This window comes from Erythrobacter sp. HL-111, from assembly GCF_900105095.1.
GTDB lineage: Bacteria > Pseudomonadota > Alphaproteobacteria > Sphingomonadales > Sphingomonadaceae > Erythrobacter.
This window is the reverse complement of the sequence record NZ_LT629743.1, coordinates 1,190,050-1,204,992: the sequence shown is the minus strand read 5'-3', so window position 1 is coordinate 1,204,992 and position 14,943 is coordinate 1,190,050. Positions and strand designations below refer to the sequence as shown.

The window sequence follows — 14,943 nt, the reverse complement described above, 5'->3', positions numbered from 1 at the left end:
TGCTTGAGGGCGGGGAGTCCCTTCGCCCTGTCGCTTCGCTGCCTGAGGGCGGGGACTCCCTTCGCCCTGCCGCTTCGCTGCCTGAGGGCGGTTTTGGCTCCGGCTTTTCGCTCTCGCTTCCCATGACGCGCCGAGCCATGCCATAGGCGGGCCGTGACCGCCAGCATCTCCGACGCGCTTCTGGATTGGTATGGCCGCAACGCCCGCGCCCTGCCGTGGCGCGTGGCCCCCGGCGCGCCGATGCCGGACGACCCGGCCTGGCCCTACCGGGTGTGGCTGTCCGAGGTCATGCTCCAGCAGACGACGGTGGCCGCGGTGAAGCCCTATTTCGAGGCCTTCACCCAGCGCTGGCCGACGGTCGAGGCGCTCGCCGCGGCGGGCGAGGAGGAGGTCATGGCCGCCTGGGCGGGCCTCGGCTATTATTCGCGCGCCCGCAACCTCGTGAAATGCGCGCGCGAGGTTGCCGCGCGCGGCGGGTTTCCCGCGACCGAGGCCGAACTGCGCGAACTGCCCGGCCTCGGCATCTACACCGCCGCTGCGATCGCCGCGATCGCCTTCGGACGGCGCGCGGTCGTGGTCGACGCCAATGTCGAACGGGTGGTGGCGCGGCTGTTCGCGATTGCCGAACCGCTGCCCGGCGCACGCAAGGCGATCCGCGACTGCGCCGAGGCGATCACGCCGGCCTCGCGCGCGGGCGATTTCGCCCAGGCGATGATGGACCTAGGCTCCCGGGTCTGCACGACGAAGGCCCCGCGCTGCCTCCTCTGCCCGCTTTCGCCCCCGTGCGCGGCGCGTGCGGCCGGCATCGCGGAGAGCCTGCCGGTCAAGCCCGCGAAGAAGGCGAAACCGGAGCGCCGCGGGACCGCCTTCTGGATCGAACGTGCGAACGGGGCGGGGCGCGAGGTCTGGCTCGTCACCCGGCCGGGCAGGGGAATGCTCGGCGGGATGCGCGCCCTGCCGGACGATGGCTGGTCCGCGCGCAGCGACGGGACGGGCGAGGCTCCGGTGGCGGGCGAATGGGAACCGCTCGGCGCGGTGCGCCACACCTTCACGCACGCGCACCTGACGCTGGCGGTCAGGCGGGGCGAGGCGGAGCCGGAAGGCGCGGGGGAATGGTGGCCGCTCGACCGGCTGGAGGAGGCGGGGCTGCCGACGCTCTATGCCAAGGCGGCGCGGCTGGCGATCGCCCGCGGCGGCTGGAACGACGCCTAGAAGATGCCGCCGCCCAGCATCAGCCGCACCACCGCGATCAGCAGCACGACCAGGCAGAAATTGCGCCCCCCGTCCTTCGACGAAAGCGCGCCGAGGACCACGCCGACCACGATCAGCGGCAACGCGATCCAGTTGGCCGCGCCGAGCAGCGGAAGCTGCGCGGGGATGACGATGACGAGGCTGAGAAGGCCGACGAGATAGGCGAGGATGTTCAGCATGTGTATTAGATAAATAAAACACCGCACGAGCGCAAGGGTCCGCTGCGCGAGGCAGGCGATTGACCCTGCCGCCCGGTTCCCGCACACAGCTTTCGGACCTTTCAGCCCCAATCCTCCGGGAGTCTTCCCTCACATGGCATTCAGCGATCTCGATTCGCCCGATCTCTCGCGCCGCTCGCTCCTGCGCCACGCCAGCCTCGGCGCCGCGGCCGCCGCGCTGTCCGGCCTGCCCTTCGGCGGCGCCGCTCTCGCGCATGACGTGTCGGAAGGCTGGCCCAATGTCGCCGCGCTCGCCGAACGCTATGTCGGCGGGGGCAAGGTCGCGAACATGCTCCTGACATTCGGCTGGGGGCGCGAGGACCATGCCCACACCATCGCTCGCGGCGCGCCGACCGCGGGCAGCATGGGCGAGGTGGACGAGGACACGCTCTACCGCATCTATTCGATGACCAAGCCCATCACCGGCATGGCCGCGATGATCCTCGTCGACGAGGGCAAGCTGGCGCTCGACCAGCCGCTGCACGATCTCGTTCCGGCGTTCCGCGACATGCAGGTGCTGGTCGATCCCGAAGGCCCGCTGGAGGATGTCGAACCGGCGATCCGCCCGATCACGATCCGCCAGCTGATGACCCACACCTCGGGCCTGGGCTACGACATCGTTTCCAAGGGTCCGCTTCGCAAGGCCTACCGGGAGGCGGGCGTCGTCAGCGGGCAGGTCAGCAAGATGCCGATCCCGGGCTTTCCCGACACCGCGCCCGCGCCGGGGCTGGAAGCCTTCGTCGACCGGCTGGCGGAGATCCCGTTGATGCACCAGCCCGCGACGCGGTGGAGTTATTCCTTCGGGCTCGACGTGCTCGGCCGGGTGATCGAGATCGTCTCCGGCCGGAGCTTCGATGCCTTCCTCGAGGAGCGCCTGTTCGGTCCCCTCGGCATGACCAGCACCTTCTTCGCCGTGCCCGAAAGCGAGGTGTCGCGCCTCACCACGAATTACGGCATCCTGAACGGCGCGCCCCTGCCGCTCGACATCGCGACGAATTCGGTCTTCACCGCGCAGCCGCCGATCCTGTGGGGCGGCTCGGGCCTCGTCAGTTCCCCGCGCGATTACGACCGGTTCCTGAACATGGTCCTGAATTACGGCGTGTTCGAAGGCAAGCGGGTGATGGGCGAACTGGCGGTGCGCGTGGGCACCTCGGACCTCATCCCGGCGAGCGTCGAGAAGGCCGGATCCTGGGCCGAGACAGAAGGGCATGGCGCAGGCGGGCGCGTGCGCGGGCGGACCTTCGGCTGGGGCGGGGCGGCCGGAACGCTCGCCGCAGTCGATTACGGGCTCGGCCTCCGCACGAGCCTGTTCACCCAATACATGCCGGCCGAAGCCTATCCGCTGCGCGATGAATTCCTCGCCGCGCTCGAATCCGATCTGGCCGCGATGCGCGAAAGCAGGGCGGCGGCGTGATGGCTCATGACCTGAGCCGCATTGCGCCCGCCGATTCGCCCGCTGGCGCGCCGATCGCCTTCGCCGGTTCGCCGATCGACCGGGCCGATCACGTCCGCACCGATCCCGCCGCGCTCGGCAACCTGATGAACTGGCGCGCGCGAGTGATGAACCTCGACGGCCTGCTGCCCGAATTCGACGACGAGGGTAAGCTGCTCTGGCACACGCTCGCCGACGTGGGGGAGGACACCGAGCTCGTCTTTCTCGGCCTGCTCGACGACAAGGCGCATTTCGCCCCCGTGCCGGACAGCGGCGCCGCAGGCCCGGCAATGCCGCGGGCGTGGCAGGTGATGCAGATGCTGACGCCGGAAGACCTCGCGATCTATGGCGGGGCGAAGGCGCTCGTCGACTGGCACGCGCGGCACCGCTTCTGCGCCAATTGCGGGGCACCGACGAACATCGCCAAGGGGGGCTGGCAGCGCAACTGCGACGATTGCGGCGCCCAGCATTTTCCCCGCACCGATCCCGTCACGATCATGCTGGTCGAACACGAGGACAAACTGCTGCTCGGTCGCCAGCCGCGTTTCCCGCCGCGGATGTATTCCGCCCTCGCCGGCTTCGTCGAACCGGGCGAGACGATCGAGGAAGCGGTCGCGCGCGAGGTGCACGAGGAAGCGGGCGTGCGGGTGCGCGACGTGCGCTACCTCTCGAGCCAGCCCTGGCCCTTCCCGAGCCAGCTGATGATCGGCTGCACGAGCCTCGCGGAAAGCCCGGAGATCAAGATCGACCGGACCGAACTCGACGACGCGCGCTGGTTCACCCGCGAGGAGCTCGAGGATGCCCGCCATGCCGGGCCGCAGGGCAACGAGACCCTCATCTTCCCGCAGAAATTCGCGATCGCCCATCACCTTATCACGTGGTGGCTCGACCGATGACCGACCGGCTGACGATCGACATCTATTCCGACGTCGTGTGCCCGTGGTGCGCGATCGGTTACGGCCAGCTGACCATTGCGCTGGAGGCGCTCGCGGGCGAGATCGAGGCCGAGGTGCGCTGGCGCCCCTTCGAACTCAATCCCGACATGGCCCGGGAAGGGGAGGAGATGGAGGCGCATCTCGCGCGCAAATACGGCCGCTCGGCCGAGGAAGGCGCGGCGATGCGGGGCCGGATGAAGGGGATCGCGCACAGCGCGGGCGTGTCGCTGTCCTTCGAGGGAGAGGGCGAGGCGCCGCCGCAGCGGATGTGGAACACGCGCGACTGTCACAAGCTGCTTGCCTTCGCGCTCGAACAGGCGGGGCCGCAGGTGCAGACGGACCTCAAGCTCGCCCTGTTCAGGGCGCATTTCAATCACCGCGCGGACCTTTCCGACCGCGAGCACCTGCTCGACATCGCCGCCGCGGCGGGGCTTCACCGCGCGGCGGCGAAGGCCGCGCTCGACGATGCGGACCTCGAAGCCCGCGTGCTGGCCGAGGAGCGGCAGGCCTGGGATCTCAACATCACCGGCGTCCCGGCGATGATCGTCGCGGACAGGTTCCTGATCCCCGGCGCACAGTCCCCGGAAACCTACGTGAATGCGCTCAGGCGCGTGGCGGAGAAGACGCGGGCCGCGGGCTAGGCGGATCGGACCGCCGCCGCCCTGCAACATTCCTTATGAATCGCGAACGCCCGGCGCGGCGGGCAAACGCTTCGGCGCGATCGCGGCGGAGCGGGCCCGGCGCCGCGGAACGGGTCGCGCGCGCTCGCCGTTCCGAAAGGACGAGCGCCCGCCCAGACGCGGGCGCAACTCCCCAAGGGAAAGGAGCCGAGCACATGTCATTTCTCGACAGGATCGCCGCCAAGGTCACCCCGGCCGCGAGCAAGGACGACCGCGCCGAGGCGCGTCGCAAGGTCAAGCGCAGGACGAGCGGCGAGCCGTGGCTCGCCATGATCGTCGAACAGCACGAGAAGATCGAACGCCATTTCGACGAGGCCCGCAATGCCCGCGACGCGAAGGGCCGCGTCGATGCCATGAGGGCGCTCGAGAAGGAACTCACCGGCCACGCGACCGCCGAGGAGGCGATCGTCTATCCGGTCGTTTCCGAAGACAGCGGCAAGACCCATGCCGGGATGGCCTACGAGGAACACGCCATGACCAAGATCAACCTCGCCAAGCTCGAACGGATCGATCCCGACAGCCGCGAATGGATGGAAAAGCTCGATCACATCGAGGGCGCGGTGCGCCAGCACATCTACCAGGAGGAATCGAGCTGGCTGCCCGACCTCGTGGAAAAGACCTCGCCGCGCGACAAGGAAGTGATCAACCGGCGCTTTACCGAGGAATACGAACGCTACATGGGGCCGCCCACGGGCGGGCAGATGTCCCCGGGCCAATCCTCCCCGACCAGCGCCTAGCTGCGGCGCAGGACGATAAGGGGGGCGGCGGCAAGCATCGTCGCCGCCACGCCGAATCCAAGGATGTTGCTGTCCACCCCGAACACCGCGATCTCGTGGCCTTCGCCCGCCAGCGCGCCGCCGTAAACCGGCATCGCGAGCGCGGCGAGGCCGAACGGCACGATCGCCGCCCAGCCGAGCGCCAGCGCCACGGACAGGTTGCCGCGCGCTTCCGCGGGCCTGCCGCGCCAGGTCATCACCAGCGTGATCGCCGCGACCGCCGCGAGCACCCCGACCAGCCACGCGGTGTGGAACCGGGCATGGGGCGGCCAGTCGGGATTGAAGGCGTGGCTCACCGAAAGGTCGAACAGGAACGGCGCCAGGCCGAAACCCAGCGCCGCTGCGGTGATCAGGAGCCGTGCGAGCAGCATCGGCGTTGCCGGGACCGCATCAGCGGTCCTGTTCGCCCTTCTTGATCTTCTCCATCGTCTTCGCACCCTTGCGCGCATCGTCCTCCGGGTTGTCGGAGCCGATCGCGGGCTCGCGATTGTCGGGGTCGGTGGCGGACTTCGTCTCGTCGCGCTTGCCGACCCGGCGATTGACCTCGCCGCCCGAGGAACTCGACTGCGACGGGGTCTCGTGCTCGGTCAGTTGCTTGATCAGGTCGTTGTCGGGGTGGCGGCTCTGGCGTTCGGGCATGATGTGTCTCCTTCCTGTCATCAATGGGCGGGAAGGGGACGATGTTCCGCCGCTGCGCAACCGCAGGCGGGCGAGGATACAAACTCCGCGCCCATGCGTTCGGGGAATATGACAAGCGGTTGGGAAAGCCGCGCTCGTGCGCCCCGCGCACGCCCGGCCCGATTGCCGGAACCGATTGGAGGAGAGCCATGAACACGACCACCAGCGATGCTCCGGACAACCGGCCTGCAAGCCCGCTCGGGCCGACCCCGGCCCCGATCCCGCGCACGGACACGACGGATCCCGTCGTCGGCGCCGAGCCCGATCCGACCCGCGCCGCCCGCAAGGAGGGCGAACTCGGCCGCAGCTGGTTCATCGCGCTCGGCGTCCTGCTGGTGCTGACGGGCCTGGGCGCGCTGATCTTTCCGCTGGCTATGGCGCTGTCGGTCAACCTGCTGGTGGGGATCACGCTGCTGGTCGGCGGGATCCTGACGCTCGCCCACGCGATCCGGGCAAAGGGGTGGAAGGGCCGCGCGCTGACCGCGCTGCTCGGCCTGCTTTATCTGGGCGGCGGGGTGTTCTTCCTCGCCGATCCGCTCGCCGGCCTGTTCACGCTCGCGATCATGCTCGGCGCCTTCTTCGCCGCCGACGGGGTCGCGCGGCTGATGCTCGCCTTTCGCCTGCGGCCCGAGGGCGCGTGGTGGCTGTTCCTCGCCTCGGGGCTGTTGTCGCTGCTGATCGGTGTGATGCTGTTCTTCGGCCTGGCGACCGGCATCTCGATCGCCTTTCTCGGCATCCTGGTGGGCGTGAACCTGATCTTCGCGGGCGTGTCCTATGTCTGCTGCCGCGGCGTCGACGGCGACCGCGAGGCATCCGCGGTCTAGATCAGAGCCAGTTTTTCCAGCTTCGCGGCGAGCTTGCCGGGAAGGGTGTCGCCGATGTCCTCACCCTCGGCGAGATCACGCGGCGGTTCGCCCTTGAGGTAGCGCCAGCCTTGGTGCGCTCGCTTGGGACGCGGATGGACGCGGATCAGCTTCGGCTCGAGATCGATGTTCCAGCGCCCATCCGCCGTCTCCGAAAAGCCGAGGATGCGCGAACGCGCGACGAGCTGGTGGTTGAGGATCCAGTAGAGCGAGCCACCCACCAGTTCCTCGTGCCGTTTCGGGCAATAGCGCGTGGTGAGCGCGATGGCGCGGCGGCCCTCGTACCACCCGGCGAGATCGGCATAGCTCTTCGCCCCGAAGGCGATCTTGGTCATGTGGAGGGGCATCGGGTCAATGTGGCGCCTCGGCAGCGGCGATCAAGCGCGCCTTGCGCCTCCTTCCACAGGACGTGGGGCTAGAGCGAGGCGAGCCCGCTCGCGACCGCGAGGCCGAGGAAAGCGAAGAATCCCATCGAATCCGTAATCATGGTGACGAACACGCTGGAAGCGACAGCCGGGTCCTGTCCAAGCCGCTCGAAAATCACCGGGACCAGCACGCCCGCAAGACCAGCGACCGCGATGTTGATCACCATGGCCGCCGCGATCACCACGCCCATCATCGGCGAGAACAGGAACCACGCCGCAACGCCGATCAGGATCGCGACCGTCGCACCGTTGAGCATGGCGACGCGCATCTCGCGCCACAGGATTCGCCGCGTGTTCGACCGCGTGAGCTGGTTGGTCGCGATCGCGCGGACCGACACCGCCATGGTCTGCGTTCCCGCATTGCCGCCGATGCTCGCGACGATCGGCATGAGGATGGCAAGCGCCACCAGTTCCTCGATCGCCGCGCCGAAGAAGGCGATGATCGCGGACGCCACAACCGCCGTGCCGAGATTGGCGATGAGCCAGCGCACGCGGGAGGAGTAGGCCTCGCGGATCGGTTCGTTGATGTCGCCGTCGCCCGCGCCCGACATCAGCAGCGCGTCCTCGCCCGCTTCCTCGGAGATGATGTGCACGACGTCGTCGACCGTCATCTGGCCGACCAGCCGCCCGTTCTCGTCCACCACTGCGGCGGAGATCAGGGCGTATTTCTGGAACATCAGCGCGACTTCCTCCTGGTCCATCGTGACCGGGATCAGCGTCTGGTCGCGCTTCATGATGTCGGTGAGCCTGACCCAGCGCGGCGCGGTGAGGATCCAGTTCAGCGCGCAGGATCCCACCGGGTGATGCGCCGCGTCGATCACGAAGACCTCATGGAAATCATGCGTGAAATCGCCGTTCTCGCGCAGGTAGTCGATAAGGTCGCCCACGGTGAGGTGTTCGGGCACCGCCATGACGTGGCGGTTCATCAGGCGGCCGGCGGTCTCCTCGGGATAGGACAGCGCCGAATTGACCACCACCTGCGTCTCAGGCTCGAGATTGGCGATGATCGCGCGCTGGTCCGCCTCGTCGAGGTCCTCGAGCAGCTGCACCGCGTCGTCGGTTTCGAGCTGCTGCGCGATCAGCGCGACCGCCTGTGCGGGCAGGGCGGCCATCATCTCGCCGCGCACGAAATCGTTCAGTTCGGCGACCACCTCGACCGTCATCAGGTCGGTGATCGCGCTCGCCAGTTCCTCGCGCTCGCCCCGGTCGAGCAGTTCGATGAGGTCGGCGGTATCGGCGGGGTGGAGCGGTTCGACGAGGTCGTAGACCGTGCCCTTGTCGCCTTCGTCCAGCGCCGCACGCACCGCGGCGACATATTCGGGTTTCAGCCGGTTTTCCTGGTCGTGCCGCTCATCGTCGATGCGGTCGTCGGGACGCACGTCGTCCTCCAGCGCATCGGCCATCAGCACGGCGTTCTTTTCGGCGGGTTCGACCATGCCGGACGGTCTAGGGAAGGGGCTTGGAAAAGCAAGGTGCCGCGGGGTGACAGACCGCCCAAGGGCGTGATACCTGCGCGCCGATTGCAAACGGGAGATTCATTCATGGCAGACCAGACGCTCACCCTCACGCTCGACACCGGAAACGGGGAGGGCGGCGATGTCGTGATCAAGCTGCGCCCCGACCTTGCGCCCGGCCATGTCGAGCGGATCACCGAACTGGCGAAGGAGGGCTTCTACGACGGCGTCGTCTTCCACCGCGTGATCCCCGGCTTCATGGCGCAGGGCGGCGATCCGACCGGGACCGGCACGGGCGGCAGCGACCGGCCCGACCTCAAGGCCGAATTCAGCGCCGAACCGCATGTGCGCGGCGTGTGCTCGATGGCCCGCACGCCCAACCCGGACAGCGCGAATTCGCAATTCTTCATCGTGTTCGACGATGCGACCTTCCTCGACAAGCAATACACCGTCTGGGGCCAGGTCGAGAGCGGGATGGAACACGTCGATGCGCTCCCCAAGGGCGAACCGCCGGCCAACCCCGGCAAGATCGTGAAGGCGAGCGTTTCGTAAGCCGCGCGCGAATCCCCGCGCAGGCGGTGATCTAACCCGCGAAACGGCGCTTCGTGCCGGGCAGGCTCCCGCCTTCGCAGGAGCGCGGTGGTTGGCATGAGGCCCGCTTGCCGCTACAGGCGCGCCTTCATGAAACCGCAAACGCGCCCCCAGACCTACCGGGTCAAGAGCTTCGGCTGCCAGATGAACGTCTATGACGGCGAGCGCATGGGCGAGTTGCTCGCCGCACGCGGCATCCGGCCTGCGGGGGAGGGCGAAGAGGCCGATCTCGTCGTCCTCAACACCTGCCACATCCGCGAAAAGGCCGCCGAGAAGGTCTATTCCGATATCGGCCGGCTGGTGAAGGCGGGCGAGGAAGCGGGGAAGAAGCCCATGATCGCGGTCGCCGGATGCGTCGCGCAGGCCGAGGGCGAGGAGATCATGGCGCGCGCTCCGGCGGTCAGCATGGTGGTCGGCCCGCAGGCCTATCACCGCCTGCCCGAAATGCTCGACAAGGCCACAAAGGGCGAGCGCGCGACCGACACCGACATGCCCGCCATCGCCAAGTTCGATGCGCTCCCCGCACGGCGCAAGCGCGGCCCGACCGCCTTCCTCACTGTGCAGGAAGGCTGCGACAAGTTCTGCACCTATTGCGTCGTCCCCTATACGCGCGGGGCGGAAATCTCTCGCCCCTTCGACGATCTGGTCGGGGAAGCGCGCAAGCTGGTCGAAGCGGGTGCGAAGGAGATCACCCTGCTCGGCCAGAACGTCAATGCGTGGCGCGGCGAGGACGGCAGGGGCCGCGCCGTGGGTCTTGCGGGCCTGATCCGCGCGCTCGCGCAAGTCGACGGGCTGGAGCGCATCCGCTACACCACCAGCCATCCCAACGATATGGAGGACGACCTCATCGCGGCGCATGGCGAGGTCGACAAGCTCATGCCCTACCTGCATCTGCCCGTGCAGGCGGGGAGCGACCGCGTGCTCAAGGCGATGAACCGCCAGCACACCGCCGAAAGCTACCTCAAGCTCCTCGAACGTTTCCGCGCCGCGCGCCCCGACATCGCGCTGTCGGGCGATTTCATCGTCGGCTTCCCCGGCGAGAGCGAGGCCGAGTTCGAGGAGACGCTCGCCCTGGTGGACGAGGTTCGTTACGCCCACGCCTTCAGCTTCAAGTATTCCCCGCGCCCCGGCACGCCCGCCGCCACCATGGCGGACCAGCTCCCGCGCGAGGTCATGGACGATCGCCTCCAGCGGCTCCAGGCGCGCCTCAATCGCGATCAGCTCGCCTTCAATCGGGGCACGGTCGGGCGGACCTGCGATGTCCTCGTCGAACGGCGGGGCAAGCACGCGGGCCAATGGCTCGGCAAGTCGCCCTGGCTCCAGTCCGTCTGGTTCGAGGGCGAGGCCGAAATCGGGGATGTCCTGCGCGTCGAACTCGCCGAGGCGGGGCCGAATTCCATGCGCGGGGTCCTGCGGCAGGCCGCGCTCGCCTGACCCCTTTCGCCTGTTACGGGATCGCGGCGGCCCGATGTCGTGCGCGTGACTTTCCACCGCCGCGAAACACCCGCCCGCTTGCTTTGCGCCCCGCGCACCTTACCTTGACGAGTCGAGGCAAGGCCAAATTCGCGAAGGAGCATATGGGCCGACGACCATCCCGCGCAGCCGATCCGGCGATTTCGCCCGATCCTCCCCGCACTGCCCATCCCAGACGCGCGCAGGCGGAGCTCTCCTTCGAGAACCAGTCGCTGCTCGGCCCGCTGTTCGGTCAGTTCGATGCCAACCTCGTGCAGGTCGAGAACCGGCTGGGCGTCTTCATCCACGCCCGCGGCGACAAGATCATGATCGAAGGGCCCGAAGACGCCGTCGCCCGCGCCCGCGACACGCTCACCACCATGTACGACCGGCTCGCCATGGGGCAGGATCTCGACGCGGGCGCGATCGAATCGCTGATCGCCATGTCCAACGAGCCGACGCTCGAAGGCATCATCTCGGGCGAAACGAACGAGCCGCCGATCATGATCCGCACGCGGCGCAAGACGATCGTGCCGCGCTCGGCCACGCAGATCGCCTACATGCGCAGCCTTGCGCGCGACGATATCATCTTCGCGCTCGGCCCGGCGGGGACGGGCAAGACCTATCTCGCCGTCGCGCAGGCCGTCAGCCAGCTGATGACCGGCAGTGTCCAGCGCCTGATCCTGTCGCGTCCCGCGGTCGAGGCGGGGGAGAAGATAGGCTTCCTCCCCGGCGACATGAAGGACAAGGTCGATCCCTACCTGCGCCCACTCTACGATGCGCTCTACGACTGCATGCCGCCCGAACAGGTCGAGCGCCGCATCGCGAGCGGAGAGATCGAGATCGCGCCGATCGCCTTCATGCGCGGGCGCACGCTGGCCGATGCCTTCGTCATCCTCGACGAGGCGCAGAACACCACGCGCGAACAGATGAAGATGTTCCTCACCCGCTTCGGCATGAACAGCCGGATGGTGGTCTGCGGCGACCCGCGCCAGGTCGACATTCCGGGCGGCCCGAACATGAGCGGGCTGAACGATGCGGTCGGGCGGCTCGAGGGAGTGGACGGCTTCGGCACGATCCGCTTCACCGCCGCCGACGTGGTGCGCCACCCGATCGTGGGCCGGATCGTCGAGGCCTATGAGGGCGAGGGGGCCTGACCAGCCGTCGCCCCAGCGAAACGCCGCCTGCCATGTTGTGAAAAAAGGTGACGAAGTTGACACCCTGTCAACTTTGCGCATTCCCGTTTTTCCATTCGTGATCACGGACTTCCTCCGCGTCACGCCGTGCCGACGGACAGGGGTGTACGCGGGAAAAGCGCCTATGCGGCATCGCGGCCGCGACTGAACCTTGCGAAAGAGCCGACGCCCGACCTAGCGCGCCAGGGGGCGGTAGGAAACGGGCGGAAGCTGCTTGGTGCGGCTTGTTCGGACGATGGGCCGGGGGCGGGTTTTCCCGTGTGCTCGCCCGAAAGCGGACTGTCGGCTTGCGACCCCGAAGCGGAAGTTCGTTCTTGAAGAGCTGGTTTGCGGCTCCGAGCGATCGACCACGTCCTTTCGGACCGTATTCAGTCCGTGAAGCGCATCGAGCTGGTTGTGGCTGATGGAAATTCGGCTTCGAAACTCAATGGAGCATTACCAGTCTGGTCGAAAACTCCATCCTCGCACCAGAATCCCAGATCGGGCGATGCCTGCCTGCTCTTCGCCTCTGAAGAGGCGGCAAGATTCGCATTGAGAACTCGGGCCGCCATCTCGCAATTTCCGCGATTGTAATCGATCCCGTCGACCGCATCGAAGGTCGCCCAATGGACTCGAAGGAAGCTTGAGTAGGGAGAGTTGCGGTAAAGCGTCACCGCGTCTTCGATCTGCGGGGTGTCAATAGATGCACACCCACTTATCAGCGCGAGAGATGCCCAGATTGTCGTTTTCATCGTAGTTCCTCTTCAAACCTGCCGATAATTACGAGGTCCTGCCCTTCGGGCGCTTCGGCTTCACCCTGGACGATAAGCTCGCGTGATAATCGCCTGCACGGCAGGAAAGGTGGGCCGTTACAGGCTCTGTTCGATTGCGGGAGACTGATTGCAAAAGCACTCCGGCCAAGGAGGAATTGTGTAGCGAGCAAGCTGAGGCTGGGAGAAGCGCTCAGATCTTCCGATCAGAAGTCCCGCGATCCGTTCCATGACGGTCCAACAAGAACCGCCGACGCATGGTAAAATTGAATTTAATGCCTAGATTGTGGATATTGAGAGGTTACGAAATGCCATACTACCGATTTCATGAACGCGATGGCTCTGCCGCTGCTATCACCGATGACATAACTGGAACGAGATTGCCGAAAGCAAACTCTGCCTGGAAAGCCGATGGTCTGACAGAGGTCGTCATAGGCGGGCGCTCGAGGTTCGGGGTCGAACCTGCCCAAATCATCGACTCGATAGAGCGAGATGGATTTTATCTGGCAGCGCTGCACTTTCGTTCGGGCAGGTCCATCGATTGATCGCCCCGTGCAGGCGCAGCAGGGGCAGCCCGGAGCGCCGCACGAAGCTGGCTCTTTTATTCATCCGCCTTGTTGACGAGCGGCGATCGGCCCTCTTGTCGTTCGAATTCCGCCACGGCGAGCCTGAGGTCTTGGTAGACATATTGGCCTACGTGATATTCCCTGACGATCCTCACGGTGATCCCGGCTGGCAGGGAAGCGCCGCCCACGTTTAGAGAGCCGCCTTCATCCTCCCACTTGGCAAGATCCGTCGTTCCCGCGGCGAACAAGGCCTGTTCCCCGGCGTAAGAGCCGTAAACCAAAGTCGCGTTCTGATTGATCTTCGATGCGCCGCGGTCCTTTCCGAGCATTGCTCTCAGATCGCTGATGCATTCGGCATACATCGCGACCTTCTGGAAATGGACCCGGCGGCTTTTCTCATCGCCCGACGCGCTCGCCTTCATGACCTCCACCTGATGTGCGTGAAGCAGCTCGTTCAGGTCCATGATTATTCTCCCGCAAGCGAAGGGACAGGGAATGCAAAAAAGAGGGCCGGCCACCGTTCACCGGTGTCCGGCCCGAATTCAGGTTCAACCCTGCTGCTGCATGGCCTGCTCGCGCTGCCCCTGCTCCTGCTGGAGGTTGATGGCCTGGTGTTTCCCGCCGTCCACCTGCCTGGTGTCGTAACCATAGCGCTGGCCGGCCTTGGGTTCCTGGGCCTGCTGCTGGAGATCCGCCTTCACGAAATCGAGGGCCTCTCCACCCTTTTCGGGCGTGATCGAACCGCGACCATTGCCGCTGTCGTAGCTCTTGATCTTACCATAGTTTGTCATCGGAATTTCCTTCCGTTTCGCGCGGGCGTTCATCATCGACCGCTTGTGCGCGGGCTAAGAGGCGAAAAGGAAAGAAGAGAGGGCCGTATTACCGACCTTCAGGACCGTCGATTGCGACTGGTAGCTGATACAGAGATGGTTACTGACGACACCGAATACAAGCTCTGGAAAGCCGATTGGAGATAGAGTTCAGTGATGCATGTCGAATCCAAGAGCCTCCCAATATCACCTCTAGCCGCTAGCGGTCATTTTGGTTCAATCAGACGGCAGTTCACCACCCAACCCCAGCCGAAGGCCCTCGCCAGCCGCCGCTCCAAAAGCCGCCGTTGCCCGGGCAGGCGCAGGCCCGTTTCCCATTCTCCGGTTCCGCGCTAGGGGCGGGGTCGTGGAACTCGACATCGACCTCGAAGACTGGCCCTCAGGGCGATGGGAGGCGCTTGCCGCGCGCGCGGCGGAGGCGGCGGGAGAGGTCGCGCCCGAGCTTGCCAATGCGCGCCTTGCGGTGAGCGTCCTGTTCACCTGCGACGAGGAGGTCCATGCGCTCAATCGGGAATGGCGCGACCGGGACAAGCCCACCAACGTGCTGTCCTTTCCCATGCTCGAACGCGGCGAGCTGCTCGCGCTCGCCCCCCAAGGCCCGCCGGTGATGCTCGGCGACATCGCGCTCGCGCACGGGACCTGCGCGCGCGAGGCGGCGGAGAAGGGCGTCGCCCTAGAGGATCACGCGGCGCATCTCCTCGTCCACGGCCTGCTCCACCTTGCCGGCCACGATCACGTCGCCAGCGATGCCGAGGCCGAGGCGATGGAGCGGTTGGAGATCGCGGCCCTTGCAAAAATGGGCATCCCGGACCCATATGGGGACCGCGACACGACAGGAGTCTAAAGC

18 protein-coding genes are annotated in these 14,943 nt (G+C 66.7%); 10 read left to right on the top strand and 8 right to left on the bottom strand.

Features of this window, described 5'->3' with window-relative positions; translation table 11 throughout:
- The first annotated feature begins 153 nt into the window (after positions 1-153).
- Positions 154-1,212: an A/G-specific adenine glycosylase gene (locus BLU08_RS05730; RefSeq protein ID WP_233996106.1), complete on the top strand. Its 1,059-nt coding sequence runs from the start codon at positions 154-156 to the stop codon at positions 1,210-1,212.
- Here BLU08_RS05730 and BLU08_RS05725 read toward each other — a convergent pair.
- A complete protein-coding gene (locus BLU08_RS05725) occupies positions 1,209-1,430 on the bottom strand; it encodes a hypothetical protein (RefSeq protein ID WP_090196574.1) in 222 nt (73 codons plus the stop codon). The two genes, BLU08_RS05730 and BLU08_RS05725, sit on opposite strands and share 4 nt — an antisense overlap.
- Before the next feature lie 133 nt (positions 1,431-1,563).
- Between BLU08_RS05725 and BLU08_RS05720 the strand changes: the two genes are divergently transcribed.
- The 4 genes from BLU08_RS05720 to BLU08_RS05705 all read left to right on the top strand — a co-directional run bounded on the left by BLU08_RS05720 (position 1,564) and on the right by BLU08_RS05705 (position 5,253).
- Positions 1,564-2,883, top strand: coding sequence for a serine hydrolase (locus BLU08_RS05720; protein WP_090196571.1), 1,320 nt, complete (start codon positions 1,564-1,566; stop codon positions 2,881-2,883).
- Positions 2,883-3,797, top strand: coding sequence for an NAD(+) diphosphatase (gene nudC, locus BLU08_RS05715; RefSeq protein ID WP_090196568.1), 915 nt, complete (start codon positions 2,883-2,885; stop codon positions 3,795-3,797). Before BLU08_RS05720 ends, nudC begins: the two co-directional genes overlap by 1 nt.
- Complete coding sequence (locus BLU08_RS05710) at positions 3,794-4,477, top strand: DsbA family oxidoreductase (RefSeq protein ID WP_090196563.1); 684 nt, start codon at positions 3,794-3,796, stop codon at positions 4,475-4,477. The genes nudC and BLU08_RS05710 overlap by 4 nt, the downstream gene beginning before the upstream one ends.
- A 194-nt stretch (positions 4,478-4,671) precedes the next feature.
- On the top strand, positions 4,672-5,253 hold the full coding sequence (locus BLU08_RS05705; protein WP_157674463.1) for a hemerythrin domain-containing protein: 582 nt from the start codon (positions 4,672-4,674) through the stop codon (positions 5,251-5,253).
- Here BLU08_RS05705 and BLU08_RS05700 read toward each other — a convergent pair.
- Positions 5,250-5,663, bottom strand: coding sequence for a DUF6640 family protein (locus BLU08_RS05700; RefSeq protein ID WP_090196556.1), 414 nt, complete (start codon positions 5,661-5,663; stop codon positions 5,250-5,252). The two genes, BLU08_RS05705 and BLU08_RS05700, sit on opposite strands and share 4 nt — an antisense overlap.
- 19 nt (positions 5,664-5,682) lie before the next feature.
- Positions 5,683-5,931, bottom strand: a complete 249-nt coding sequence (locus BLU08_RS05695) for a hypothetical protein (protein ID WP_090196553.1) — start codon at positions 5,929-5,931, stop codon at positions 5,683-5,685.
- A gap of 188 nt (positions 5,932-6,119) precedes the next feature.
- Between BLU08_RS05695 and BLU08_RS05690 the strand changes: the two genes are divergently transcribed.
- On the top strand, positions 6,120-6,794 hold the full coding sequence (locus tag BLU08_RS05690) for an HdeD family acid-resistance protein (protein ID WP_157674462.1): 675 nt from the start codon (positions 6,120-6,122) through the stop codon (positions 6,792-6,794).
- Here the strand turns inward: BLU08_RS05690 and BLU08_RS05685 are convergent.
- Complete coding sequence (locus BLU08_RS05685; RefSeq protein ID WP_090196546.1) at positions 6,791-7,180, bottom strand: DUF1489 family protein; 390 nt, start codon at positions 7,178-7,180, stop codon at positions 6,791-6,793. The genes BLU08_RS05690 and BLU08_RS05685 overlap by 4 nt on opposite strands.
- Before the next feature lie 68 nt (positions 7,181-7,248).
- Positions 7,249-8,694, bottom strand: coding sequence for a magnesium transporter (mgtE, locus tag BLU08_RS05680; protein WP_233996105.1), 1,446 nt, complete (start codon positions 8,692-8,694; stop codon positions 7,249-7,251).
- Between the two features lie 105 nt (positions 8,695-8,799).
- On the opposite strand from mgtE, the gene BLU08_RS05675 reads away from it, so the two are divergent.
- From BLU08_RS05675 to BLU08_RS05665, 3 genes are all read left to right on the top strand, one after another.
- A complete protein-coding gene (locus tag BLU08_RS05675) occupies positions 8,800-9,264 on the top strand; it encodes a peptidylprolyl isomerase (protein WP_090196542.1) in 465 nt (154 codons plus the stop codon).
- A 129-nt stretch (positions 9,265-9,393) separates the two neighbouring features.
- Positions 9,394-10,737 (top strand): tRNA (N6-isopentenyl adenosine(37)-C2)-methylthiotransferase MiaB, encoded by a 1,344-nt coding sequence (gene miaB / locus BLU08_RS05670; protein ID WP_090196539.1) that lies wholly within the window; start codon positions 9,394-9,396, stop codon positions 10,735-10,737.
- A 143-nt stretch (positions 10,738-10,880) separates the two neighbouring features.
- Positions 10,881-11,912 carry a PhoH family protein gene (locus BLU08_RS05665; protein ID WP_090196536.1) on the top strand — a complete coding sequence of 344 codons (1,032 nt, stop codon included), beginning with the start codon at positions 10,881-10,883 and terminating at the stop codon, positions 11,910-11,912.
- A 407-nt stretch (positions 11,913-12,319) separates the two neighbouring features.
- On the opposite strand, the gene BLU08_RS15110 is transcribed toward BLU08_RS05665, so the two are convergent.
- The 3 genes from BLU08_RS15110 to BLU08_RS05655 form a co-directional block, all read right to left on the bottom strand.
- Positions 12,320-12,682 (bottom strand): hypothetical protein, encoded by a 363-nt coding sequence (locus BLU08_RS15110; protein WP_157674461.1) that lies wholly within the window; start codon positions 12,680-12,682, stop codon positions 12,320-12,322.
- A 619-nt stretch (positions 12,683-13,301) separates the two neighbouring features.
- Complete coding sequence (locus BLU08_RS05660; RefSeq protein WP_090196532.1) at positions 13,302-13,730, bottom strand: hypothetical protein; 429 nt, start codon at positions 13,728-13,730, stop codon at positions 13,302-13,304.
- An 84-nt stretch (positions 13,731-13,814) separates the two neighbouring features.
- Complete coding sequence (locus BLU08_RS05655; protein ID WP_090196527.1) at positions 13,815-14,057, bottom strand: hypothetical protein; 243 nt, start codon at positions 14,055-14,057, stop codon at positions 13,815-13,817.
- 385 nt (positions 14,058-14,442) lie between these two features.
- Here BLU08_RS05655 and ybeY point away from each other — a divergent pair, with 385 nt between their 5' ends.
- Positions 14,443-14,940: an rRNA maturation RNase YbeY gene (gene ybeY, locus BLU08_RS05650; protein ID WP_090196524.1), complete on the top strand. Its 498-nt coding sequence runs from the start codon at positions 14,443-14,445 to the stop codon at positions 14,938-14,940.
- Positions 14,941-14,943: the final 3 nt, after the last annotated feature.

Excerpts from the sequence above, each read along its gene's own strand:
- miaB (WP_090196539.1), top strand. The coding sequence starts at position 9,394 with ATGAAACCGCAAACGCGCCCCCAGACCTACCGGGTCAAGAGCTTCGGC.
- BLU08_RS05665 (WP_090196536.1), top strand. The coding sequence starts at position 10,881 with ATGGGCCGACGACCATCCCGCGCAGCCGATCCGGCGATTTCGCCCGAT.
- BLU08_RS05705 (WP_157674463.1), top strand. The coding sequence starts at position 4,672 with ATGTCATTTCTCGACAGGATCGCCGCCAAGGTCACCCCGGCCGCGAGC.
- BLU08_RS05700 (WP_090196556.1), bottom strand. The coding sequence starts at position 5,663 with ATGCTGCTCGCACGGCTCCTGATCACCGCAGCGGCGCTGGGTTTCGGC.
- nudC (WP_090196568.1), top strand. The coding sequence starts at position 2,883 with ATGGCTCATGACCTGAGCCGCATTGCGCCCGCCGATTCGCCCGCTGGC.
- BLU08_RS05725 (WP_090196574.1), bottom strand. The coding sequence starts at position 1,430 with ATGCTGAACATCCTCGCCTATCTCGTCGGCCTTCTCAGCCTCGTCATC.
- BLU08_RS05655 (WP_090196527.1), bottom strand. The coding sequence starts at position 14,057 with ATGACAAACTATGGTAAGATCAAGAGCTACGACAGCGGCAATGGTCGC.
- BLU08_RS15110 (WP_157674461.1), bottom strand. The coding sequence starts at position 12,682 with ATGAAAACGACAATCTGGGCATCTCTCGCGCTGATAAGTGGGTGTGCA.
- BLU08_RS05660 (WP_090196532.1), bottom strand. The coding sequence starts at position 13,730 with ATGGACCTGAACGAGCTGCTTCACGCACATCAGGTGGAGGTCATGAAG.
- BLU08_RS05690 (WP_157674462.1), top strand. The coding sequence starts at position 6,120 with ATGAACACGACCACCAGCGATGCTCCGGACAACCGGCCTGCAAGCCCG.
- BLU08_RS05675 (WP_090196542.1), top strand. The coding sequence starts at position 8,800 with ATGGCAGACCAGACGCTCACCCTCACGCTCGACACCGGAAACGGGGAG.
- BLU08_RS05710 (WP_090196563.1), top strand. The coding sequence starts at position 3,794 with ATGACCGACCGGCTGACGATCGACATCTATTCCGACGTCGTGTGCCCG.
- BLU08_RS05695 (WP_090196553.1), bottom strand. The coding sequence starts at position 5,931 with ATGCCCGAACGCCAGAGCCGCCACCCCGACAACGACCTGATCAAGCAA.
- BLU08_RS05720 (WP_090196571.1), top strand. The coding sequence starts at position 1,564 with ATGGCATTCAGCGATCTCGATTCGCCCGATCTCTCGCGCCGCTCGCTC.
- mgtE (WP_233996105.1), bottom strand. The coding sequence starts at position 8,694 with ATGGTCGAACCCGCCGAAAAGAACGCCGTGCTGATGGCCGATGCGCTG.
- BLU08_RS05685 (WP_090196546.1), bottom strand. The coding sequence starts at position 7,180 with ATGCCCCTCCACATGACCAAGATCGCCTTCGGGGCGAAGAGCTATGCC.